This window comes from Fluoribacter gormanii, assembly GCF_900156395.1.
GTDB lineage: Bacteria > Pseudomonadota > Gammaproteobacteria > Legionellales > Legionellaceae > Legionella > Legionella gormanii.
On sequence record NZ_FTNL01000001.1, the window covers coordinates 1 to 22,049 of the forward strand.

A 22,049-nucleotide genomic window follows, 5' to 3' on the forward strand; every position below is an offset into this window, starting at 1 on the left:
CCCTCACCCTCGCTGCGCTCGGGTTCGGGATGACGTGGGGAGTTACCATTTTCTTTACTATTGGTTTATTTATAGACATTAAATTTATTTAATATAAAATCATTGTGTCAATATATTAAACGACTCACACGAAAAGGGTTTTATATGAAATTTGAAAATTCTAATTTTGAAGAGCGCTACAATGATTATTGGAATAGAAATGTTGTCACGCTAGATACTACTATTCGCAGCTGCTCATTAGGCCTTAATTTATTTGAAGTGCGCTCCAATGTTCTCGAATTGATTGAGACATACCAACAGCATATATCGAATCTATTATCAAATTTAACTCGTCAGGTTTATTTGTTCGAGGACAAAGAGTATGTCCAGAAATACATTAAAAATACAGTTAACCAAGCTATTGAAGACCTTTCTTTTTATACACACATATACCCTGAATATAAAGAAATTCCCCCTGAATTTTTAACAGCCCTTAAAGCGGCCTCATCGCCAGAACCCAAAAATATCGCATCGCTCAGTTTTCGCTAACATATATTTGAAATCTCACGATCAGCGTGATTTATTCGCATCAATTTGCCTGTATTTATTAGTAAATACAGGCTAAAACCCATTGTTTATAACTCTGCTGAATATTTTCTTTGAGGTAATTCTTGATCAGATGCTTTAATATGGTGATGAAGTCTACTCGCCTTATCTGTATCAAAGAAATAGGGAGAATAAGTCAATTCTTCTCGCGGAGATTTTTTAACAAAACAAAAAAATGTCGCCTTCGCTGCATCGTTTATAGAGCGAATTTCTTCTTTAATTAAAGTAAGTCCCAGTTGTTTCGCGATTACATCAAGAATATTTTTTGAAAGATAATGAGATTGATATTCTAATTTAAATTTCAAAAGAGCCTTCATAGCTTCTTCAGGACTGGAAATTTGTTTTTTATCAATGCTATATCTTAGGTTTAATAAAATATGAGAAAGATCCAAGATATCATCATCAAAGCAATTCGCATGCTCTGATAAAAAGAGAATTCCACCAGGTTCCAAAATTTGACTTGCTTGTTTTAAACTATCAAATTGCGCTTGAAAACTAGGAAAATGATGTAATGAATGATTATACATAACAACTGCAAATTTTTTCTCTTTAAGAGCACCTAATAAGTCGTTCCCATCATAAATATAATGGTTGTTAATTTGTGCCATGTAATCATTTTTTCTTTTTTTATCACTGCTGTTTTCCCCTCCCCAATCGATTTCAGATTGAATATCAATGGCATTTCCTTCCATACCCAGATGTTTGCTAACCAAATAAGTCATTGCGCAATCACCTGCACCTATATCAAGAAGAGCTTTTCCTTTCAATTTCGCTCTATTTTTTTGAGATAAATGAGAAGTAATAATATGGGCAATATTTGCAGATTTAGAATCCTGATATTCTTTATCAGTCATTGGAAAACCCTTTTTATTCTCCATTCCCACCGTGAGGTACCATTGATAAATGGCTTTCGCGATTATTGGATCGGGAGTATTTATAGGATACTCGGCAAGTGTTTTCATGAAATCGAATACTGCTTTTTGATCTATATCTGCAAACGCATATAAAAAAACATTCTTCGCTTCTTTCATGCGAGCTGAAGATTTTAATAGTTTAATTACTTGGTTAGGTTTTAATACTTGCGGATCATTTTGAGCTGAAGAAAGGCTTTTTGTGTCTGGCGCAAGTACACTTGTTTCTTGATTTAAAGATTGAGAAAGTACGGAAATTATTGGCATTGTATTATGTAATTAAATGGAGAGTTTGTGCCATTATATGCCAATAATTAATCATTTCAAGTCACTTTGTTTTATGTTTTTACACTTTATATGGTGATAGAACTCAATAAATAGCAGTATTTCTGGCGAATCCTTTTTTACTGTATCCTGATTAAGGAAACCCTACTCTGGGTAAGGCAAAGCCCAGATTCCTATCGTCATAGATTAGCCCGAAATATCCTTTTGCGCACTTTCCACTGATAAATAAATGCTGATTATAGTAATCACAGCCAAAATAATGAGATAGACAGAAACAGGCCAAGTATTTCCATGCGCCCATTCTACTAAACCAGTAGCAATCAAGGGAGCTAATCCTCCAGACAATGCAGCGGATAAATGATAAGCGATTGCTGTTCCACTGTATCGAATACGCGTATTAAAAAGTTCTGAATAAAATGCTCCCTGAGCACCATGCATCATGGCATGAGGAATACACATTCCAAAAATTACAGCAAAAAAAATCAGTACCGGATTTTTTGTTTGCAATAACCAGAAAAATGGAAATGCAAATAAAGCCATCAATAAAGCCCCAGTAATGTAAACTGGACGCCGTCCAATTCGGTCCGAAAGCGAACCAAAATATGGAATCAGCAGTGTTTCAAAAATAGCCCCTGTCATTACTGCATAGAGAAGAATTGCTTTTGATAAATGTAATTCAAGCGTTCCATAACTTAATATAAAAACAGTTAAAACATAAAATGAAGCACTTTCAATTAAGCGTGCCCCGATTGCCAAAAGAAAGTTTCTAAAATGAGAATGTAACATTTCTAAAGCAGGAGTCTTGGGTGGGCGTTTATTTTTTGCTGACGCTACAAAAATCTTGCTTTCCATAATCTGCAAACGAATATAAAGACCAACAAGAACAACAATAAAGCTAAGTAGAAAAGGAACGCGCCAACCCCATGATAAAAATTGCTCTTTAGGAAGTGCAGTAAATACGAGGAATATTGCAATGGAAATCACTAAACCAAAGGGAGCTCCCGAGTTTGGCCAACTAGAATAAAACCCTCTTTCTTTTTCTCGGCTCACCTCAGCAGACATCACAACGGCCCCAGCCCACTCACCACCAACTGCAATTCCTTGAATACATCGTAAAATCACCAATAAAAGCGGTGCAAATATCCCTATTTTTTCATAAGTAGGAAGTAATCCAATTAAGAATGTAGAGCCTCCCATCAAGCATAGAGTAAAAACAAGCATCTTTTTTCTACTTACCTTATCCCCAAAGTGACCAAAAATAAGACCACCGAGTGGCCTGGCAAAAAAGCCGACTGCATAAGTCGCATAGGCAGCCATAATCCCAGCTACAGGGCTAATTTTAGGAAAAAAAAGAATGTTAAAAAATAAAGCGGAGGCCGTCCCAAAAAGATAAAAATCATACCATTCAATTGTAGTTCCAATGAAGCTGGCAAGAGAAACTTTTCTAGAAGCTTTGGACTTAGGATCTTGTCGTATTATCGCCATAATTCCTTGTATAACAATAAAATAATTCGTTGATATCCTATATGAATTATAAAAGGAAAGCGAGAAAATTGATGTTTGATTTGATTGTTTTTATAAACTAAGTTTCGTTGTACCTCAAACTAAAAATTGTGTAATTTCAAAATCATCCAAATCGTACTTATTACTTTCTTTCAGGATTTTTTGCTACACTAAAACCACCGATCGGATTTAGTGATTTTTAAAACAGTAAATCTGATTAAGATAGAATAAGGAAATTCGATATGAACTATTTAGAGCTTATTCTAAAAACTCTAAATAAATTTATGCAAAATTTTATTGCGCTGATTCCCAATATCGTTATTGCGATTATTTTTGCAATAATGACCTATTTTGCTGCGAAATTAATTAGTCGTCTTGTAAGTTCTTTTTTACCTAGAATAGCAATTCGCGCCAATTTAGTAACAATTTTTCATAAATTAACCATTATCATAGTATGGTTTATAGGAATACTAATTATTTCAGCGATCTTAATTCCATCAGTTACTACCGCAAATATTTTGGCCACGTTAGGATTAACCTCTGTTGCCATTGGCTTGGCATTCAAAAATGTTTTTGAAAATTTTTTTACAGGCATTTTAATCTTACTTAGAGAACCTTTTAGCATTGGCGATTTTATTGAGGTTGAGTCGCAACATGAAGAGGCTCAAGGTTACGTTCATCGTATTTCTATTCAAAATACTCATTTGCGTAAAACGGACGGTTCGCGAGTATTCATACCGAACTCAACAATGTATACCAGTATAGTACGTGTATTTACTGATGAATCACTCCGACGCGAAAAAATTGTTTGCAGTATTGATTTTGATTCTGATATAGAAAAAGCTCGCTCAGTTATTAAAAAAGCTATCGAGCAATGCAAAACAGTTTCTAAAAATAAGTACATTCAAGTCTATGTGGTTTCTTTTTCTTCCAATGGCATTGACTTTGCAATATATTGGTGGACAAATCCTGAACCCAGCCAACAACGTCGTTCACTGGATGAAGTACTCACGACTATTAAAAAAGCACTTGATAACGAAAAAATTTCGATGACTTACTCCACTCCAGTAAGCTTTGTTGAACCTTTGATGATTCATAATAAAGAAAAAGGTGAACGTAAAAATGATAAAAATGGCTCTAAATTCTAGAGCAACTCTTGAGTCATTTAGCTTTCCCCAAAACAAATCACTACTGTACTGATTCAATTAAAAAGAATAAAATCTTTTTGTCTTAATATTTTACTGTTCTGTACATTCGGATATTTCAAAATGAGCCAGTTTTTAGACCTTTCTCTTCTTAAAAAAAATCGTGATTTTAGGCTTCTTTATTTCGGGCAATTCATTTCATTTATCGGTACCATGATAAGCAATGTTGCGCTACCCTATCAAATTTATCAAATTACCCAATCGACCTTCGCCGTTGGATTATTAAGTTTAGCCCAGTTATTACCCCTATTAATCACTGCATTAATTGGTGGTGTATTTGCTGATCGCTATAATCGGCGAGGATTATTGATTATCAGTGAGTTATTTCTTGCCGGAGGATGCTGCCTACTCGCACTTAACTCATATCAAACGACTCCTTCTCTGAATCTCATTTTTATCGTTTCAGCTTCTATGTCAGCCATTACCGGCTTACATCGGCCTGCATTTGATAGCATTATACAACAAATCGTTAGCCCTAATGATTACAAAAAGGTAGGAGCACTGGCTACCTTCAAATTCAGTTTTTGTATGATTATTGCCCCTGCTCTTTCTGGACTTATCATTGCTCACTATGGCATTGTTATCACGTTCTTAATAGACTTAATGACTTTTTTTATGTCATTAATTGCTTTAATCAGAATCCATACCATACCTAGGCCTTCAATGCAGGAACATCCTTCCATTTTATCTTCTCTAAAACAAGGAGTTTCGTTTGCCTTTAATCGACAAGAATTATTGGGAAGCTATATTATTGATTTTATCGCGATGGTTTTTGCATGGCCGAACTCCTTGCTTCCTGCTGTAGCCCAATCTCTGGGCGGAGCCAAAACTTTAGGCCTACTCTATTCTGCGCCAGCGCTAGGTGCATTGATTATCTCATTTTTCAGTGGCTGGACTGCGAAAATAAATTATGATGGTAGAGCCATTGCAATTGCCGCAGGATTATGGGGTGCTTCCATTATTGGGTTTGGTTTATCAAATTCACTTTTGTTTGTGCTGTTTTTCTTAGCACTATCTGGTGCTTTCGATGCTATAAGTGGGATATTTCGAACTACTTTGTGGAATAATACCATTCCAACAGAATATCGTGGTAGATTAGCTGGTATTGAAATGATCAGTTATTTGAGCGGACCTAAATTAGGCGATACACGTGCTGGATTTATCGCCTCCGGCTTTAGCATTCCCACTGCCTTGATATCAGGTGGTATACTATGCGTTATCGGTGTAACCGCGTGTTGTTTGGCCTTTCCAAAATTTTGGCATTATCGTTCACATCAAACAAATGACAAGGATGTATAATACATACTTTCTACACAAAGAAGTCATCCAATTATTCCATAGGACCCGGAGGTACTTCTGGGGCTGGCAGCGGCGGACGTCTTTAAATAGATCCACAAACCTATCAGGATGATTTATGAATTACCTGCGAGTTTTTACTTAAGCTTCATTCTGAAATTCTAATAAATTGTACTTCATAAATCGCCCTTATAAACTCAGAAAAAGGTTTATTGATACAATATTAGTTAGAAAGTTGGGAACCCCGAAACGTCGAATGTATTGATTCATATACCCGATTTCAGTGGTGGCTATGGGGTTTATTTTGTAGCCCAAACCGATAAAAAATCGATTTTGATCAAATCCTCTACTGTTTGTTCCCACAAAATTATTCTTATGAAGAAACAGTTCATCACTCGTGACAAAATTAAAATTGGCATATTGTTTGATAGGAACCGAAATTTTAATAAGTTCTCTGATTCGATAAGCTGTTTTGGGATTATTTTCTAAAAATCGCTGTTCTGTGCGTGTTCGACTGGTAAAAGTCAAATATCGATTGGTTTTGGTCCATAAAAGTTGCTGCCAAATTCGATCTTCCTCAAATGGATTGGTAGTAAAAGGGATGCCTGTGTATACCCATGCGTAGCCAAGCCATATACTAAGACTCTCTGTCAACGCATAACCCAATCCTGGACGTACTAATGTCTGGGTAAAACGACTACTATCGTCACCAAAACGCTGTTGCCCCTCTAACCAATACCGTACACGCCCTATTATTTTATTGTTGCTATGAGTCTTCCCAATAGCTGTTACATTAAGCCAGGTTTGAAAATCACGCTCGAGTGCACATTCAGCATTATTAGGCCAAATAAATATCCCTACTAAAAAAATAAATAATAAAGCAACCCTTCGCATGAGCATTTTCATATTATAAAAAAACCTATATTAGTAGGTGTTACTCAGATTGAAAAGTGTCTTAGTAAATTAAGTTACACTTTCCCGACACGAAGAGAACAAATCAAATTGTTGAATAATAACTACTTGCGTTTAAATAAATACAATAAGTGAGACATAAAAAGTTCCAGACTCGGACTTTTTAAGTCTCAATTAAAATTCAAGCCGGATACTTCAACCAAATAGGCATCACTTTATTCAGATACACCATAAACTTCCATAAACCTACTTGCGACTCTACGTTCCCGTAGGCATCAGCTCTAGTTTCTGGATATGCAATACCTAAACCAAATAATCCTGGGCCAATAATGCCAACATAGGGATTGTGGTGCGCATATTCATAATCGCCAATAACAATACTTTTACGCTGCTCAAAACCTACTGCATAGATCACTTGATCGCATTCAGGTAAATAACGTGCGATGTTAGGTTCACTGACATTGTATCGAACCAAATTAGGAGGTAATACACCATCGATGTGTTCCCGAGCCCAGGCGGCGCTCTGCCCTTTTAGTCCAGTATTATCAAAAAGAATCCAGTCATCGATTTCTATCGCATAACAGCAAGGTGAACGATAAAAATTAATGATCTTTTTCACATCAAGCTCTACAAGATGTTTTAAAATAATAATTGCAGAATGAGATGATCCAAATACGCCATAAGTCTCATCACGGCGAATAACTGAAGAAAGTTTTTCCTTATCAATTGCTATATCAAAGGGTATTACACTAACACCCGGATAATTTAACGCTGAAGGCAATGCGCCTGTAGCCAATATTACATTTTTAGCCTGGTACGTTTGTGAATCTGAGCACAAAGACCATAATCTCTTGGATAAAAGCATATTATGGATTGTTGTTTTTACTGCTTGGACTTTTTGTAAAAAATGCTCTGTAATCCACTGCAAAGGCTCAGCCATGTAACTCAAGGTACAGGTTTCCTCTACAGGAAGATGGTTTAATTGAAAATCAGGAGCTTCTTGGTAACGAAAAGATTGGACTGCTAATAAAAAATCTTTAAAGTATTTGACCTTAGTATTACTCGAAACATTACTCCAGTACAGACCAAAATCTCCGACGTTAAAATGAGGATCACACCATAAAATATGTTCTGGCGAAACGCCACTGTCCAATAATTTTCCCACTGCGGCGATTCCAGAAGGCCCCGCACCTATTACTGCCCATTGATATGTTTTTTTATTCATATATTTATTCTTGATCACATGTGTTTATCAACGCACAAGTACCTGTACTACAATCATCTATAGTTTGACATGAAGGATCATAATAACCTCCATCAGGTACCCCCATAACTTCATCAGTGTTATCATTCAAATCATCATCATACCAAATGTCATCGCCCAAGGCGTTCACATTTACATTCCCCCCATACCATCCATTACTATGATAATTATCGTAATTTCCATTATAGTGATATCCAGGATTCGGGGGAGGCGCACTATGATACCCTCCTCCACCATGACCTTCTAAAGCAAAAACAGAAGTACTGATCAAGAAACTTAAGGCAGACATAAAAGTACATGCACGGAGTTTCATTTTTTTCCTTAAGAGTTAAGCACTGGATTTTCATAAAGTATAGTACTCGAAATTGATGTAAGCGTAATTAAATTTCAAGACAACAAAAATATGATTTTTGAATATTTATGATACACTCAAGTAATTATTTAATCTTATATGGAGGTGTTATGATTTATTTAACAATTCCCTCAGGAATGGTTTTTAAAAAGGTGGCAGTACAAACGAATAACTCTAGTGAAGCCGAACAAATCAGTGATTGTTTTGTAAACCCTGAAGAAGGAACTGTAATAGAACTGCAAAATCTAGTTAAAGAAGCCTTACGCTCTAATTCCGGTCGTAAAAATTGCATCAGTTTAAAAGACATTACTATCTATCTAAATAAACCACCCGCTACTAGTGAGCTTTTTTTAGCATATACCCCCAATCATAACGGAAAACACCCAACTGAAATAGAACCTAAAGTGATCACTGGAAGAGAAGCACAGAAATATGATCCCAAACAACATACGAGCTATGGCTCTTTTTGGTATCAACAAATTCATTTATCCGCTGATAAACAATTAGAAATCGAAGAGAAAATGTCAGAACAAAAAGCCAACCGTAGGCACATCGGCGATAGTCCTATGTCAACCTGAACTCTTATACTCCGAAGATGAGATATAGAGAAAAGGCAAAACGATTTGCCCGGGTATCCTGCCCCGGGCCAAAACAATTTCGTTTATTGAGAAAAGGACAAATCTCCATCGTTACTCAAACCCAGTGAACTAAGAAAATCTGAATCCAATTTCAATTTCGGATTAGTCAAAAGTTTTAATAGTGCACCTTTTTCATCTCGATCAAACTCATTTATTATATTTATTAATATGCCTTTACCAATTTTCTCATCATGTTTACTGCCATAATTAAAATAATCGCTGCTGAAAAAATCAGAGCAAAATCCGAGTAAAACAGACGCCTTATCAAAATCTTTATTCGCAAGACAATATAGGAAAATATCCTGATTATTTTTATCAATGTAGCTTAATACCTCTTCAGAATTAAACTGTTTTTGTACTGATATATGACTCATTAGTACTTTAAAATCACTTAAAGAAAGAGTCTCAATTGCCTTATGTAGAAACGTTCTATCTTCTCTATCGTGAACCAGAATATTTGCCTGTGAGTCAATCAGAATAGACAAAACATCCATATACGCACGTTGTTGATTTTTCGTCTCAGAGGCAGCATAACCAGCAAGTGCAAAAAATAAAGCACAATTCCCGGAAATGTTTTGTTGCTGATCTATGTTGGCATGATTTGTAAGCAACCACTTCACATTTTCCACTTGTCCCAGATAACTGGCCAACATTAATGCGGTAAATGAATCCGCATGATTAAAGTCCAGTACCTCTCCCTTTGAATTTGTTTTTAGAAAAGGAAGATTAATATCATCTTGAATCACCTTTTTTTGGTCTAAGGATAATTGTTTTCCAGAAAGAATTACCTCACCAATTTTTGTAACATACAAACTATCGTTTTCTTTTAGGTTTAATAGCGTAAGCGCTGCATGCATTACACAGAGTCGATATACTCTTGAATTGGAGGCAAGCACTTCCTGGGCAGATTGCCAGTTATCCTCTGGGCTAAGAAAAAAATACTCTTTAGAAGCTCGCTCATCATAGCAATTATAATCCACCAGCACTTGTTTCCCTTTGGGAATATCTTTTGTAGTAATTACTTTGACACATTTTATACCGTTTACTATATCTTCTCTAAATTCAACATTGGCTTGAGTATCAGAAAAATTGATATATCGTGTAAAATTTCCTTTATCTTTTCCATCAATTACCTTATGCCCCAAAGTCATCGCATAACTCCAATCGGCACCTGAGGTTTGCTTTACATATTTTTTAAATAAAGTTGTTGTCGGGTACAGCTCCCCAGTATATTCCCCCAAACACGTGCCGGCAGGAATATCAACATAAGCATATAATCCCTGGCCACCAAACTCTTTTAATAAATTAACTGGCATTACTTTCACAAGTTCGGGTTGGTCTAAAGAAGAAGAGAGATAATTCTCAGCTTCCATGTGTTCAATACCAATGCTTTTTATTAATTTCTTTAGTTTTCTCAAGTGACTCCCATCTAGTTTTGAATTTTTTGGAAAGAATGAGTTCTGATGTACTTTAGTCGATTTGAATTTGACCTGAAATGAAGTCTCTTCTCTCTGTTTTTTATCTCTTAAAATTGTAACTTTCAATTTTTTAGGCATGGTCAAATCCCGATTAAAAATCAAACAGTATACAGTGTGATTATATTTGATTCAATATACGCTAATTTAATACTTATTTAAAAAATTAACAGAATTTACAGTCTCTATTTTTAGAAATCGAGGAGTCTGACGCAAATCAGGACTCGGTGACATATATTATCGGTTATGCTAATATGACGTTCGTTCCAAATCGCTCGATACCGACAGCACTTGTTTAGCCTATACTATATATAGTGGAACAAAATATATTGAATAATCAAATAACACTTTTGGATTCACACCCTATGGCAGTTACTATAAAAACCCCGGACGAAATCGAAAAAATGCGCGTTGCAGGCAAGCTTGCTGCAGAAGTTCTTGAGATGATTGGTCCTCATGTTCAAGAAGGTATCACTACCGATGAACTTAATACCATTTGTCATGATTATATTGTGAATACACAAAAAGCAATTCCCGCTCCTTTGAATTACAATGGTTTTCCTAAATCCATTTGCACTTCAGTTAACCATGTAGTATGTCACGGAATCCCAGGAAAAAAAGTTTTAAAAGATGGGGATATTATTAATATTGACGTTACTGTAATTAAAAACGACTATCATGGTGATACCAGTAAAATGTTCATTATTGGCACTCCATCAGTTAAAGCAAAACATGTAGTCCAGGTGGCTCATGAGTGTTTGTTTATTGGAATTGAAATGGTAAAACCGGGAGTTCATTTAGGTGATATTGGTCACGCCATCCAACAACATGCAGAAAAAAATCGTTGCTCCGTTGTTCGCGATTATTGCGGTCATGGTATAGGACGTATCTTCCATGAAGATCCTCAAGTATTGCATTACGGATTACCTGGAACAGGAATGAAATTGGAGCCAGGTATGACTTTCACCATAGAACCTATGATCAATGTTGGAAAGTATCACACTCGATTATTGCCGGATCAATGGACTGTAGTTACTAAAGATCATAGTCTTTCAGCCCAATGGGAACATACCTTATTGGTAACCGATAATGGTGTAGAAATTTTGACTTTGCGCGATGAAGAACGAAAGTAATCACTCAAAAAACCATCCCTTTTACCAAGCTCAGGATGCAGAGAAAAAAGGGATGCCCCAAGAATTACAACATCTTAAAAATGCACTAAAACAATTTAAAGAAAAACTACGGGAAGAATTCGATTATAAAACCAATATCACCACAATCATTCGAAAGCTAGTTACCTTCATTGATGAGCTGGTCATTAATTTATTTACTAAAAATCAACTGGATCATGACGTTTTTTGCCTTCTTGCACTGGGTAGTTATGGACGAAGAGAGCTACTGCTCTATTCTGATGTAGATATATTATTGCTGCATTCTGATAAAATTTCTAAATCGCAATTAAATCGTGCACAAAATTTTATCCAGGATTGCTGGGATGTTGGCTTGAATCTCAGCCATCAAATCACAAGTGTTTCCTCGTGTGCCGAACTTGCCAGCCAGGATGTAACCGTTATTTCCAGTCTTATGGATATGTTTTTATTATGCGGTCGCGGCCCATTAATGGAGGAATTAATTTATCAAATACATCCTCTACACATGTGGATCAGCCAAGATTTCTTTTTAGCTAAACTTCAAGAACAAAAAAAACGTGATGCCAAATATGGTGAGACAGCTTATAACTTGGAGCCTAATGTTAAGTATGGCCCTGGTGGTCTGCGTGATTTACAGATCCTGCTCAGCATCGGTAAACGACATTTTAATATAAAAAAATTAGCTGATGGCATCAATTATGGATTCATTACTGACAAGGAATACGAAAAGCTTACTTATTGCCAGCATTTCCTCTGGCGTGTTCGTTTTGCCTTACACGTACTCGCTGAAAAAGCGGAAGAACGCTTATCCTTTGATTATCAAATCAAATTAGCTCAGTTTTTTGGCTATAAAGACAAACCTCACTCATTAGCCATCGAACAATTCATGAAGGACTACTTTAAAGTAATTAAACGCAACAGGGAACTCAATGAGATGTTATTACAATGGTTTGATGAAACCATCGCACACTCTCCCAAGCAAAAATTGTTTCCACTGGATAATGAATTTCAACTATCCAATAATTATATTGAAGTAAGAAACACTCGCGTATTCATCCATCATCCTCAAGCTCTATTAAAATTATTTCTGTGGATAGCAAAACGACCTGATATTGAAGGAGTTAGGGCGAATACTATTCGATTAATCAGAGAATCGCTCTATCTGATAAACAGACGTTTTAAAGCATCTTCAGAGACAACTGAATTGTTTATGAGTATTCTTAAAGTAGAAGATGGACCTTATAAAGCATTGCATCGAATGAGCCGATACGGTGTACTACCTCATTATCTGGAATGTTTTGCTCTGGTCACTGGACAAATGCAGTATGATTTATTTCATGTTTATACAGTGGATCAACACACATTATTTGTCATTCGCAACCTGTCTCGTTTCAAAGAAAAAAACTATGCAGAGCAATTCCCTCTCTGTGTGCAAATTATGTCTCAGTTAAACAAACCTGAACTACTTTACCTGAGCGCATTATTTCATGATATTGCCAAAGGAAGAGGCGGTGATCATTCAGAATTAGGTGCAATTGAAGCATCACATTTTGCACAAAACCACCAGCTTGATAAGGAAGATAGTGATTTACTGGTTTGGCTTGTACGCAATCATCTTATTATGTCTCAAACAGCTCAAAGACAAGACATTTATGATCCCAATACCATAAAGAACTTTTGCCAACTCCTACCACAACCACGCTACCTGGATTATCTCTATTTGCTGACGGTTGCTGACATTTGTGGGACAAACCCTACCCTATGGAATTCATGGAAAGACTCTCTGCTTAAAGAATTGTATCGTGCTGCAAAACATATGTTACATCGAGAACAAGAGTTGATGGATGAAACAGCTCTCATCAAAGCACGCAAACAGTATGCTTTATCAATATTAAGTACCGAAGGTTTGGCTTCAAAAGCAATTGAAGATTTATGGGAACAATTCAAAGACAGATATTTTTTGCATGAATCACCCGAAGTCATCGCGCGTCATACAAAAGCGATTCTTGCTTGCCCAAAATTCCCTTTAGTCATGATTATGCCGCACCATAGTCAAGGTGGTACTGAGGTTTTTATTTACATGCCTCACCGAGATGATCGATTTGCTATTGCAACTACTGTTTTAAGCAATCACAACGTCACCATTCAAGAAGCGATGATTCTAACCTGTGATAATCAATATGATTTAGACACCTATATTATTTTAGATGAGCAGAATCAAGCATTTTTTGATAAGCAGCGATCTCATGATATTCAACAAGCTTTATGCACCCATTTAGCCAAAACGAATCAATTACCTGTTGTTGTTAGAAAAAGAATCACGCGCGCCTTGGCGCATTTTACCGTCAAAACTCAAATTCATTACTATGATGAACCCTCATATAATCAAACTCGTATATTTCTAGTCACTGGAGATAGACCTGGTTTACTGGCAACAATAGGAAGAGTATTTTCAACATTAAATATTCATTTGCATAACGCAAAAATTGCTACTGCAGGGGAGCGCGCAGAAGATACTTTTTATATTACCAATCAACAAAATCAGTCATTAAATAATGATGAAAAGGAAGTTTTAAAACAAAAACTCATTCAAGAGCTCCTAATCACCTCAAAGTGAAAATACAATCTGTAACCCTTCGACCAATTTTTTGGTAACTCTCCAACAAAGGTATCTGGCGTTTATTTTGCTGAATAATATATAGAAAAATTTATAGTTCTGACCACTCAATACACTGAGTTAATGTTCTATGAGCTCGTATAAAAAAATATCGCATCATTGTTAATAAATTTATATCCATAGTGTAAAAAATACGTTAAATGCAGTTTAAACGAGCAGACTTAACATTTAGTTAATCTTTTTCAACTAAGATTATACATATTCAATATGAATTCAACCTCTATTCTATAAATTGGTGTTAAATATGCAGGAAAAAACCGACGGAAATAATCTTAATATAGTAAATGAACTTATTTCATATATAGAAAAAAATATAAATAAAAATGATACGACTGTTAATGAACATCTGTTTTATATCAAATCCTTATTAAAACAAAGTCTACCTTTAGATGGTGAGAAAATTAATATTGCTAAAATTTATGAAGCAATTCATTACATTGAAACCATGAGAATCAAAGTACCACATTCAATATTTTCTGAAAAAGTGGTAACCATGGCAGAGCTGATGAGTAAAAAGGGAGAGGTACTTCTTCCTGCATATGAAAGAAAGCAAAAACCCATTAACTTAAAGCATCAAATTGGCACTGTTTCAGCAAGCGCTGAAAATCAATTTGGCTCGCTCCATCATGCTCTAGTGGAATTAATTTCACTTCGCTATCAATTTTTGAAAGAAGAAGAACTACGTACAAAAACTAAAAAACCTTCGATTGCATGGAATTATGACTATCCCCTTGATGAAAGCAATGAAATAATGAATCAGGCAATAGGAGAATGGCAAGCAAAATACATTAAAAAAAATTCTGATGCAACGAAAGCTTACGGAGATTTCAAAAGAACTACGAGCATTCGAGGCCTCACTGCAAAAACCGATAAAGAGGCAGAAGATCTATTGGATTATTTGCTTGCGGGAAGCAATTATCCCCAAGGATGCGAAAATACTTTAAGACAATGGTTACAAGCGAATGGCGGACAAGATATCAATCGTTTTTTAGATACATTAATGCTCAGCGGCGAGTTTACACCAGAAAAAATGACTTCTTTACTTAATACAAAAGGTATTGAGCAAGTGTGGTGCATTGAGGATGGAAAGGTTGTTTTCTTATATACACCAATTGTCTACTCCCTCAGCATAGATGGTGAGATAATGATCAATGATGGCACAGGCAAATTAGCTGCTACCGCGGAACCTGAGCATATACAAGACAAAAAAACAGGTGACTATAGAGTATTACCTATAATGGAGGTGAATGCTAAAATTGAATTAAACGTGGTTGGGGATGAAGTAATTCCATCAATTACCAAATTAAGTGTAACAAGTTATAGCCCTGATTTAGCAAAACCTGAACCAAAAGTATTGGATAATACAAACTCAATAATATAAAATTTATTTCTAAGCTTTTAAAATATGGACATTTCATGAATGATTTGCCCCGCGAAATAATCGTACATATATTGAGTTTTCTAGATATTAAATCATTGATTCAGATAAGTTATGTGTCACGTTTTTACCATGCTTTGTCTGATGATCGCTTAAAATGGATTAAACTTTGCCTTACCGATCCAATATGTCAACCGTTAGTCCAATCTGCCATGTTAAAAGAAGATTTATTGAGTTTCAAAATCGATGCAAAATCTTTATATCAAAGTCTCCAAGCCAATGATGTGAACAAAATTCGAGAACTGTTATTTTCCACTGATATAAGGGAATTTGCCTTGTATGCTCCGTTCTACGAAAGGAATGTCCCCAATTTTTTTCCTCGCGCAGGAGATGATAAGAGAACTCTGTACCTCACTGAAGATGCAGCCAAGGAAAGCACACTGAATGCAGTCAAGGTTAAACATTGGCTAAAAGTACGAATCGCCGTTGAAAAAGATAAATTTGAGGGACTTTATAGTGATCAAAAATTACAATCTCAACAGGCTGCTCTGCCTATGCCAATTATTGCCAAATAGATAGTACAAACTATACGATTATCCTGACACCTTCATTTCTTTCCAAACTCTAAATTGCTTTTGTCGATATGGTTCTCATGCTTATCGACACATTTGGAAAAAATCAGTGAGTAAAAGAGCACATTCAGCCTGCATTATTCCTTCATCAATTTGAACTTTATGATTCAAAGGATAGCCCTGTAATAAGTTATAAACCGATCCGGCGGCTCCAGCTTTAAAATCTCGGGTTGCAAAAACCAGCCGTTTAATCCGTGCATGCACAATTAGTCCTGCACACATGGCACAAGGCTCAAGAGTAACATAGAGTGTCGTATCTAATAATCGATGATTTTTTAACTGTTGCGATGCATTTCTGATTGCACGAACCTCTGCATGGTCTGATGGGTCGTGACTGTTTTGGATGCAATTTCGTCCTAAACTTAATAACTGATTGTCTTTGCTCACTAATACAGCACCAACAGGAACGTCCCCCTGTGCTTGGGCGAGAATTGCTTGCTCATAAGCTTTTTGCATCCAATAGTGATCGTTCATTTTTAAATTAAAGAAGGTAAATTTTAATCTAAGAAGCCAAGATGTAGCTTAGTAATAAGGTTAAGAAAAAAGCGGTCGTTCCCGCGAAGGCGGGAACCTATTTTTTGAGAAGGACGGTGTCACTTTAAGAATTGATTCCATTCTTAACACATTAGAAGTGAAGGAACTGGAACTTTTCTCACCCAAAAAATTATTCCCACTCAATAGTAGCTGGCGGTTTACCTGAAATATCATATGTTACACGAGATACACCAGCTACTTCATTGATAATTCTATTGGATACATGACCAAGGAACTCCCAAGGTAATTGGGACCAATGTGCTGTCATGAAATCAATCGTCTCTACAGCACGAAGACAAATCACATAATCATATTTTCGTCCATCACCCATCACGCCAACACTTTTGACTGGTAAAAATACAGCAAAAGCTTGACTGACTTTATGATACAGATCTGCCTTCCTGAGCTCCTCAATAAAGATAGCATCTGCTTGACGTAAAATTTCTGCGTATTCCTTTTTAACTTCTGCTAAAATCCGTACCCCTAGTCCGGGTCCAGGAAATGGATGACGGTAGACCATATCATGAGGCAAGCCTAACTCAAGCCCTACCTTACGAACCTCGTCCTTAAATAATTCACGAATAGGTTCTAATAAACTCAAGTTCAATGTTTCTGGCAAACCGCCCACATTATGATGGGATTTAATAACCACTGAGGCGCCATTTGTACTCGTTGCGGCCGATTCAATCACATCAGGATAAATCGTTCCTTGCGCCAACCAGGATACACCAGGAATTTTTAATGCTTCTTCATCAAATACTTCAATAAAGGTACGCCCAATAATTTTTCTTTTTTCTTCAGGACAGGTTACCCCTTTGAGTGCATTAAAAAACTTATCTTCGGCATCGACTGAAATAACTTCAACACCCATGTGCTTGCCAAACATTTCCATGACTTCTTTTGCTTCGTTAAAACGTAACAAACCAGTATCTACAAAAACACACACCAATTGTTTGCCAATTGCTTTGTGTAATAAAGCCGCTACAACGGAAGAATCTACGCCACCGGACAAACCAAGTAAAACCTTTTCGGAACCAACGCGAGCACGGATTTCATTGATTGTTTCATCAATAATGAGTGTAGACGTCCAATTAGTAGAAGCCTTGCAAATATCCACAACAAAACGATGGAGAATACGCATTCCTTGCAGTGTATGTGTCACCTCTGGATGAAATTGTACTCCATACATATGTCGATTTTCATCAGCCATCCCGGCAATTGGAGCGTTTCGTGTTTCACAAATAACCTGAAAACCGAGTGGTAATTTAGTCACCTTATCGCCGTGACTCATCCAGACATCTAATAATGCATTGCCGTCACCATTGAGTCTGTCTTCAATTTGTGAAAACAATTTACTGTGACCATGCAACTTCAACTCAGCATAGCCAAACTCTCTAATCGAAGATGACTGTACTTCACCGCCTAACTGCACCGCCATAGTTTGCATTCCATAGCATATTCCTAAAATAGGCAAACCCGCAGTAAACAGCCATTGAGGTGCACGTGGGTTCTCATCGTGGGTTACAGTTGATGGTCCACCAGACAAAATCACGCCGCATGGATTAAGCGCGGTAAATTGTTCTTGTGTAATATTGAAGGGATGAATTTCACAATAAACCCCTAATTCACGCACTCGTCGCGCGATTAATTGTGTGTATTGAGAACCAAAATCAAGTATCAGTAAAGGATGTTGTTTTAAATCACTCATTATTAATTATCCACCTGGTAGTTTGGTGCCTGTTTTGTAATACTGACATCATGGACGTGTGACTCCCTCATTCCTGCATTAGTCACTTGTACGAATTCTGCCTTAGTTTGTAATTGCTCGATATTTTCACATCCTGTATATCCCATACAAGAACGCAAACCACCTAACAATTGATGGATAATTGTTTGCGCCGATCCTTTATAAGGAACACGTCCTTCAATTCCTTCGGGAACCAATTTTTCGGAACCTAATGATGCATCTTGGAAATAGCGGTCGCTAGAACCTTGTGACGAAGCCATAGCACCAATTGACCCCATACCTCGATAGCTCTTATAAGTTCTACCTTGATATAATTCAATTTCACCTGGTGACTCTTCTGTTCCTGCAAACATACTTCCAAGCATTACCGTATCAGCACCAGCAGCAATTGCTTTACCAACATCGCCAGAAAAACGTATGCCACCATCAGCAATTACTGGAATTTTTCCTTTAAGTTCTTGCGCCACATTTGCAATGGCTGTAATTTGAGGGACACCAACACCAGTCACAATTCGTGTAGTACAAATAGAGCCAGGACCTATACCCACTTTTACTGCGTCTGCACCTGCAGCATATAAATCACGAGCCGCAGCAGCTGTAGCTATATTTCCTCCAATCACTTGTACTTCTGGATGGTGCTTTTTAATCCATTTTACGCGGTCAAGAACCCCTTGTGAGTGCCCGTGTGCAGTATCAACAACAAGCACATCAACACCTGCTTCAATTAATGACTCAATGCGTTCATCAGTGCCCTCTCCCACACCAACAGCAGCACCAACACGTAGCTGTTCGGCGGCATCTTTGCATGCAAAAGGATTTTCCTTTGCTTTTTGTATGTCTTTTACTGTAATTAATCCACGTAATTGAAATGCGTCATTAACAACAAGCAGTTTTTCAATGCGGTGCTTATGCAGTAAGCTTCGCACCTCTTCACGACTTGCACCCTCTTTGACGGTTACCAATTTTGTCTTGGGAGTCATTACCTGTTCTACACTCAACGATAAATTGGTTTCAAAACGAATATCTCGACTGGTTACAATGCCAACTAAATTCTCACCATCAACTACAGGAACACCAGAGAAATTATATTTGGCCATTACATCAAGTAATTCTTTAACTGTGATATTAGGAGTCACTGTAATCGGATCCCGCACCATACCACTTTCAAATTTTTTCACTTTTCGGACTTCATCAGCCTGTGCAATAATTGTCATATTCTTATGAATAATACCTATACCCCCCTCTTGTGCCAGAGCAATGGCCAAACGAGCTTCGGTTACAGTATCCATAGCTGATGATACAAGGGGAATATTGAGGTTAATAGCACGAGTCAATTTTGTTCTTAAAGACACATCTTTAGGAAGAATTAAAGAGTGTGCAGGAACAAGAAGAACATCATCGAAGGTTAATGATTGCTGCACAATAGAAAGAGCCATTTTATTCTCACTAGAGGAGTTAAATTAACAGAATAGTTTACTATAAATTGTGGACAAATTAAACAGATAATTTACAATAACACAACTTTTTATCTCATCAATTATGGACCTTGCTGTGTTTTTTTGCCTAAAACCGCTTCCATTTTCATTTACATTTGTTTTTTTGACCTTATTTTAAGGTATTTTAAAACAACAAAATATCAATAACATGCTAAAATCGATTACAAATTATATCTGTCCCTCCCATTATTTTTGGAAAATGTTTTTACACTGATCACTGCTGCACTACTTGAATTATTTATCAATAAACGTGTACACTGTTGGTTAAATATTGTGTTGAATCAAAAATAACAGGAAGGGTTCAGCGTTGGCTAAAATAATCGTTATTACATCGGGTAAAGGCGGGGTAGGAAAAACTACTTCTTCTGCAGCTATTTCTTCGGGCCTTGCACTCTTAGGACATAAAACTGTCGTTATTGACTTTGATATTGGTTTAAGAAACCTAGATATTATCATGGGTTGTGAACGTCGGGTAGTTTATGATTTTATTAACGTTATAAATGGCGAAGCGAACCTGAATCAGGCTTTAATTAAAGATAAGCGAATTGCAAACCTTTATATACTTCCTGCATCACAAACTCGAGATAAAGATGCATTAACCATTGAAGGGGTTGAAAGAATACTTAATGATCTTTCAAAAGAATTTGATTATATTATTTGTGACTCCCCTGCTGGTATAGAAACTGGCGCATTAATGGCCATGTATTTTGCTGATCATGCAATTGTTGTAACGAATCCAGAAGTTTCCTCTGTACGTGACTCTGACCGAATTCTAGGAATTCTTGCTAGTAAGACTAAAAGAGCGATTGAGAATAAATCACCAGTTCAAGAACATTTATTATTAACACGCTATGACCCAGAGCGTGTCGAGCGCGGTGATATGCTTTCTGTTACAGACGTAAAAGAAATATTAGCCATTCCATTGATTGGCGTTATTCCAGAATCAAAATCAGTACTTAAAGCTTCAAATACAGGTACACCAGTAGTTCTTGACGAAACAAGTGACGCAGGTATTGCTTATCAAGATGCAATTGCTCGTTTTCTCGGTGAAGAAAGACCAATGCGCTTCATAAGTAATGATCGTAAGGGATTATTGCGTCGCTTATTCAGCAAAAACAAGGAGGAAGTGACGGTATGAGTATTTTCAATTACTTACGTAGAAGAAGTGCTACAGCATCTGTTGCTAAAGAGCGTTTGCAGATAATAATTTCTCATGAACGCTCTCAACGTAATACACCTGACTACTTGCCTAAGCTTCAGGAAGAAATCCTCGCAGTTATTGCTAAATACGTGCATGTAACTCGTGATCAGGTAAGTGTTAACCTAGAGCGTATGGGGGATAACTCGGTGCTTGAACTAAACATCACTATGCCAGATGATGTAAAGGAAACCGTTTAGGCTTTATTTGCAAACTTATATTGAACTATGAGATATTGCTCAGAAGCCAGTTCGTCCAATAATATTCTATTGTAAATTAATATATTTTTTTCTTTTAAAATTATTCAATTTTTTGAATAGTTATCTCATCTAGAGGGTTAGTCATTTTAATGGTTTCGTTAATGACATCGATCATTTTGATTTCTTCAAGATGATTTTCTTATAATCTAATTAAATCATATCTTAACGAGAAGTTTGAAAATCTAAATTTTAGCCAATCTCCTGAGAACCCTATCTGGAAAATCAATTCATATCTCACTTCCAAATGAGATATATCAATCCAATGCATCATACGTCTGGTTTCATGCGGTGTTAAATGAAGAATTTTCTATTGCTTAAATATTGGCTGATTTTGGATGCCTGGAGGTGGTAACCCTTTAGGTTGCGGGTGGATAATTGGCGCAGGTGGAGTACTTGTACCAGGTTGAATTTTGGGGACGGGCTGAACTTTTGGCCCAAGTTGAATTTTTGAACCTGGTTGTACATTAGGACTTGGCTGAACATTAGGATACGGATGAACTTTTTGACCATGGTGAAGTACTGTGCCAGGTTGTATATTTGGACCTGGTTG

At 36.6% G+C, this 22,049-nt stretch carries 20 protein-coding genes; 10 read left to right on the plus strand and 10 right to left on the minus strand.

Annotated features, from left to right (window positions below):
- The first annotated feature begins 144 nt into the window (after positions 1 to 144).
- Entirely contained in the window at positions 145 to 528 is a 384-nt protein-coding gene (locus BW930_RS00005) for a hypothetical protein (RefSeq protein ID WP_064276535.1), read from the plus strand.
- Positions 529 to 614: 86 nt separating this feature from the next.
- On the opposite strand, the gene BW930_RS00010 is transcribed toward BW930_RS00005, so the two are convergent.
- Positions 615 to 1,763, minus strand: a complete 1,149-nt coding sequence (locus BW930_RS00010; RefSeq protein ID WP_058468038.1) for a class I SAM-dependent methyltransferase — start codon at positions 1,761 to 1,763, stop codon at positions 615 to 617.
- A gap of 204 nt (positions 1,764 to 1,967) precedes the next feature.
- A complete protein-coding gene (locus BW930_RS00015; protein WP_058468037.1) occupies positions 1,968 to 3,266 on the minus strand; it encodes an MFS transporter in 1,299 nt (432 codons plus the stop codon).
- 260 nt (positions 3,267 to 3,526) lie between these two features.
- On the opposite strand from BW930_RS00015, the gene BW930_RS00020 reads away from it, so the two are divergent.
- Positions 3,527 to 4,432 (plus strand): mechanosensitive ion channel family protein, encoded by a 906-nt coding sequence (locus tag BW930_RS00020; RefSeq protein ID WP_058468036.1) that lies wholly within the window; start codon positions 3,527 to 3,529, stop codon positions 4,430 to 4,432.
- A 120-nt stretch (positions 4,433 to 4,552) separates the two neighbouring features.
- Positions 4,553 to 5,788 carry an MFS transporter gene (locus tag BW930_RS00025; protein ID WP_058468035.1) on the plus strand — a complete coding sequence of 412 codons (1,236 nt, stop codon included), beginning with the start codon at positions 4,553 to 4,555 and terminating at the stop codon, positions 5,786 to 5,788.
- 186 nt (positions 5,789 to 5,974) lie between these two features.
- Here the strand turns inward: BW930_RS00025 and BW930_RS00030 are convergent, their stop codons facing one another.
- From BW930_RS00030 to BW930_RS00040, 3 genes are all read right to left on the minus strand, one after another.
- The gene (locus BW930_RS00030; protein ID WP_238587858.1) at positions 5,975 to 6,691 is read right to left on the minus strand and encodes a DUF2490 domain-containing protein; all 717 of its coding nucleotides are present in this window, start codon (positions 6,689 to 6,691) and stop codon (positions 5,975 to 5,977) included.
- A gap of 187 nt (positions 6,692 to 6,878) precedes the next feature.
- On the minus strand, positions 6,879 to 7,922 hold the full coding sequence (locus BW930_RS00035; RefSeq protein WP_058468034.1) for an FAD-dependent oxidoreductase: 1,044 nt from the start codon (positions 7,920 to 7,922) through the stop codon (positions 6,879 to 6,881).
- A gap of 4 nt (positions 7,923 to 7,926) precedes the next feature.
- A complete protein-coding gene (locus BW930_RS00040) occupies positions 7,927 to 8,274 on the minus strand; it encodes a hypothetical protein (protein WP_058468033.1) in 348 nt (115 codons plus the stop codon).
- Positions 8,275 to 8,423: 149 nt separating this feature from the next.
- On the opposite strand from BW930_RS00040, the gene BW930_RS00045 reads away from it, so the two are divergent.
- Positions 8,424 to 8,891: a hypothetical protein gene (locus tag BW930_RS00045; RefSeq protein WP_058468032.1), complete on the plus strand. Its 468-nt coding sequence runs from the start codon at positions 8,424 to 8,426 to the stop codon at positions 8,889 to 8,891.
- Positions 8,892 to 8,974: 83 nt separating this feature from the next.
- Here the strand turns inward: BW930_RS00045 and ankI are convergent, their stop codons facing one another.
- The gene (gene ankI / locus BW930_RS00050) at positions 8,975 to 10,507 is read right to left on the minus strand and encodes a Dot/Icm T4SS effector AnkI/LegAS4 (protein ID WP_058468031.1); all 1,533 of its coding nucleotides are present in this window, start codon (positions 10,505 to 10,507) and stop codon (positions 8,975 to 8,977) included.
- A 284-nt stretch (positions 10,508 to 10,791) separates the two neighbouring features.
- Here ankI and map point away from each other — a divergent pair, with 284 nt between their 5' ends.
- The 4 genes from map to BW930_RS00070 all read left to right on the plus strand — a co-directional run bounded on the left by map (position 10,792) and on the right by BW930_RS00070 (position 16,207).
- Positions 10,792 to 11,559 (plus strand): type I methionyl aminopeptidase, encoded by a 768-nt coding sequence (gene map, locus BW930_RS00055; RefSeq protein WP_058468030.1) that lies wholly within the window; start codon positions 10,792 to 10,794, stop codon positions 11,557 to 11,559.
- A gap of 52 nt (positions 11,560 to 11,611) precedes the next feature.
- The gene (gene glnD, locus BW930_RS00060; protein ID WP_172461616.1) at positions 11,612 to 14,194 is read left to right on the plus strand and encodes a [protein-PII] uridylyltransferase; all 2,583 of its coding nucleotides are present in this window, start codon (positions 11,612 to 11,614) and stop codon (positions 14,192 to 14,194) included.
- 304 nt (positions 14,195 to 14,498) lie between these two features.
- Complete coding sequence (locus BW930_RS00065; protein ID WP_058468028.1) at positions 14,499 to 15,635, plus strand: hypothetical protein; 1,137 nt, start codon at positions 14,499 to 14,501, stop codon at positions 15,633 to 15,635.
- 35 nt (positions 15,636 to 15,670) lie between these two features.
- A complete protein-coding gene (locus BW930_RS00070; RefSeq protein WP_058468027.1) occupies positions 15,671 to 16,207 on the plus strand; it encodes an F-box-like domain-containing protein in 537 nt (178 codons plus the stop codon).
- An 81-nt stretch (positions 16,208 to 16,288) separates the two neighbouring features.
- Here BW930_RS00070 and tadA read toward each other — a convergent pair whose 3' ends face one another.
- The 3 genes from tadA to guaB form a co-directional block, all read right to left on the minus strand.
- Positions 16,289 to 16,738: a tRNA adenosine(34) deaminase TadA gene (gene tadA, locus BW930_RS00075; RefSeq protein ID WP_058468026.1), complete on the minus strand. Its 450-nt coding sequence runs from the start codon at positions 16,736 to 16,738 to the stop codon at positions 16,289 to 16,291.
- Between the two features lie 190 nt (positions 16,739 to 16,928).
- A complete protein-coding gene (guaA, locus tag BW930_RS00080) occupies positions 16,929 to 18,506 on the minus strand; it encodes a glutamine-hydrolyzing GMP synthase (RefSeq protein WP_058468025.1) in 1,578 nt (525 codons plus the stop codon).
- A gap of 2 nt (positions 18,507 to 18,508) precedes the next feature.
- Complete coding sequence (guaB, locus tag BW930_RS00085; RefSeq protein ID WP_058468024.1) at positions 18,509 to 19,981, minus strand: IMP dehydrogenase; 1,473 nt, start codon at positions 19,979 to 19,981, stop codon at positions 18,509 to 18,511.
- Positions 19,982 to 20,348: 367 nt separating this feature from the next.
- On the opposite strand from guaB, the gene minD reads away from it, so the two are divergent.
- Positions 20,349 to 21,179: a septum site-determining protein MinD gene (gene minD / locus BW930_RS00090; protein WP_058468023.1), complete on the plus strand. Its 831-nt coding sequence runs from the start codon at positions 20,349 to 20,351 to the stop codon at positions 21,177 to 21,179.
- A complete protein-coding gene (gene minE, locus BW930_RS00095) occupies positions 21,176 to 21,439 on the plus strand; it encodes a cell division topological specificity factor MinE (protein ID WP_058468022.1) in 264 nt (87 codons plus the stop codon). Before minD ends, minE begins: the two co-directional genes overlap by 4 nt.
- A gap of 367 nt (positions 21,440 to 21,806) precedes the next feature.
- Here the strand turns inward: minE and BW930_RS17050 are convergent.
- Positions 21,807 to 22,049: hypothetical protein (locus BW930_RS17050; RefSeq protein WP_432419114.1), on the minus strand; the 243-nt coding region annotated here is incomplete at its 5' end.

What these genes read in the sequence shown, in the direction of transcription:
- BW930_RS00005 (WP_064276535.1), top strand. Translation starts at nt 145, where the DNA reads ATGAAATTTGAAAATTCTAATTTTGAAGAGCGCTACAATGATTATTGG.
- BW930_RS00010 (WP_058468038.1), bottom strand. Translation starts at nt 1,763, where the DNA reads ATGCCAATAATTTCCGTACTTTCTCAATCTTTAAATCAAGAAACAAGT.
- BW930_RS00015 (WP_058468037.1), bottom strand. Translation starts at nt 3,266, where the DNA reads ATGGCGATAATACGACAAGATCCTAAGTCCAAAGCTTCTAGAAAAGTT.
- BW930_RS00020 (WP_058468036.1), top strand. Translation starts at nt 3,527, where the DNA reads ATGAACTATTTAGAGCTTATTCTAAAAACTCTAAATAAATTTATGCAA.
- BW930_RS00025 (WP_058468035.1), top strand. Translation starts at nt 4,553, where the DNA reads ATGAGCCAGTTTTTAGACCTTTCTCTTCTTAAAAAAAATCGTGATTTT.
- BW930_RS00030 (WP_238587858.1), bottom strand. Translation starts at nt 6,691, where the DNA reads ATGAAAATGCTCATGCGAAGGGTTGCTTTATTATTTATTTTTTTAGTA.
- BW930_RS00035 (WP_058468034.1), bottom strand. Translation starts at nt 7,922, where the DNA reads ATGAATAAAAAAACATATCAATGGGCAGTAATAGGTGCGGGGCCTTCT.
- BW930_RS00040 (WP_058468033.1), bottom strand. Translation starts at nt 8,274, where the DNA reads ATGAAACTCCGTGCATGTACTTTTATGTCTGCCTTAAGTTTCTTGATC.
- BW930_RS00045 (WP_058468032.1), top strand. Translation starts at nt 8,424, where the DNA reads ATGATTTATTTAACAATTCCCTCAGGAATGGTTTTTAAAAAGGTGGCA.
- ankI (WP_058468031.1), bottom strand. Translation starts at nt 10,507, where the DNA reads ATGCCTAAAAAATTGAAAGTTACAATTTTAAGAGATAAAAAACAGAGA.
- map (WP_058468030.1), top strand. Translation starts at nt 10,792, where the DNA reads ATGGCAGTTACTATAAAAACCCCGGACGAAATCGAAAAAATGCGCGTT.
- glnD (WP_172461616.1), top strand. Translation starts at nt 11,612, where the DNA reads ATGCCCCAAGAATTACAACATCTTAAAAATGCACTAAAACAATTTAAA.
- BW930_RS00065 (WP_058468028.1), top strand. Translation starts at nt 14,499, where the DNA reads ATGCAGGAAAAAACCGACGGAAATAATCTTAATATAGTAAATGAACTT.
- BW930_RS00070 (WP_058468027.1), top strand. Translation starts at nt 15,671, where the DNA reads ATGAATGATTTGCCCCGCGAAATAATCGTACATATATTGAGTTTTCTA.
- tadA (WP_058468026.1), bottom strand. Translation starts at nt 16,738, where the DNA reads ATGAACGATCACTATTGGATGCAAAAAGCTTATGAGCAAGCAATTCTC.
- guaA (WP_058468025.1), bottom strand. Translation starts at nt 18,506, where the DNA reads ATGAGTGATTTAAAACAACATCCTTTACTGATACTTGATTTTGGTTCT.
- guaB (WP_058468024.1), bottom strand. Translation starts at nt 19,981, where the DNA reads ATGGCTCTTTCTATTGTGCAGCAATCATTAACCTTCGATGATGTTCTT.
- minE (WP_058468022.1), top strand. Translation starts at nt 21,176, where the DNA reads ATGAGTATTTTCAATTACTTACGTAGAAGAAGTGCTACAGCATCTGTT.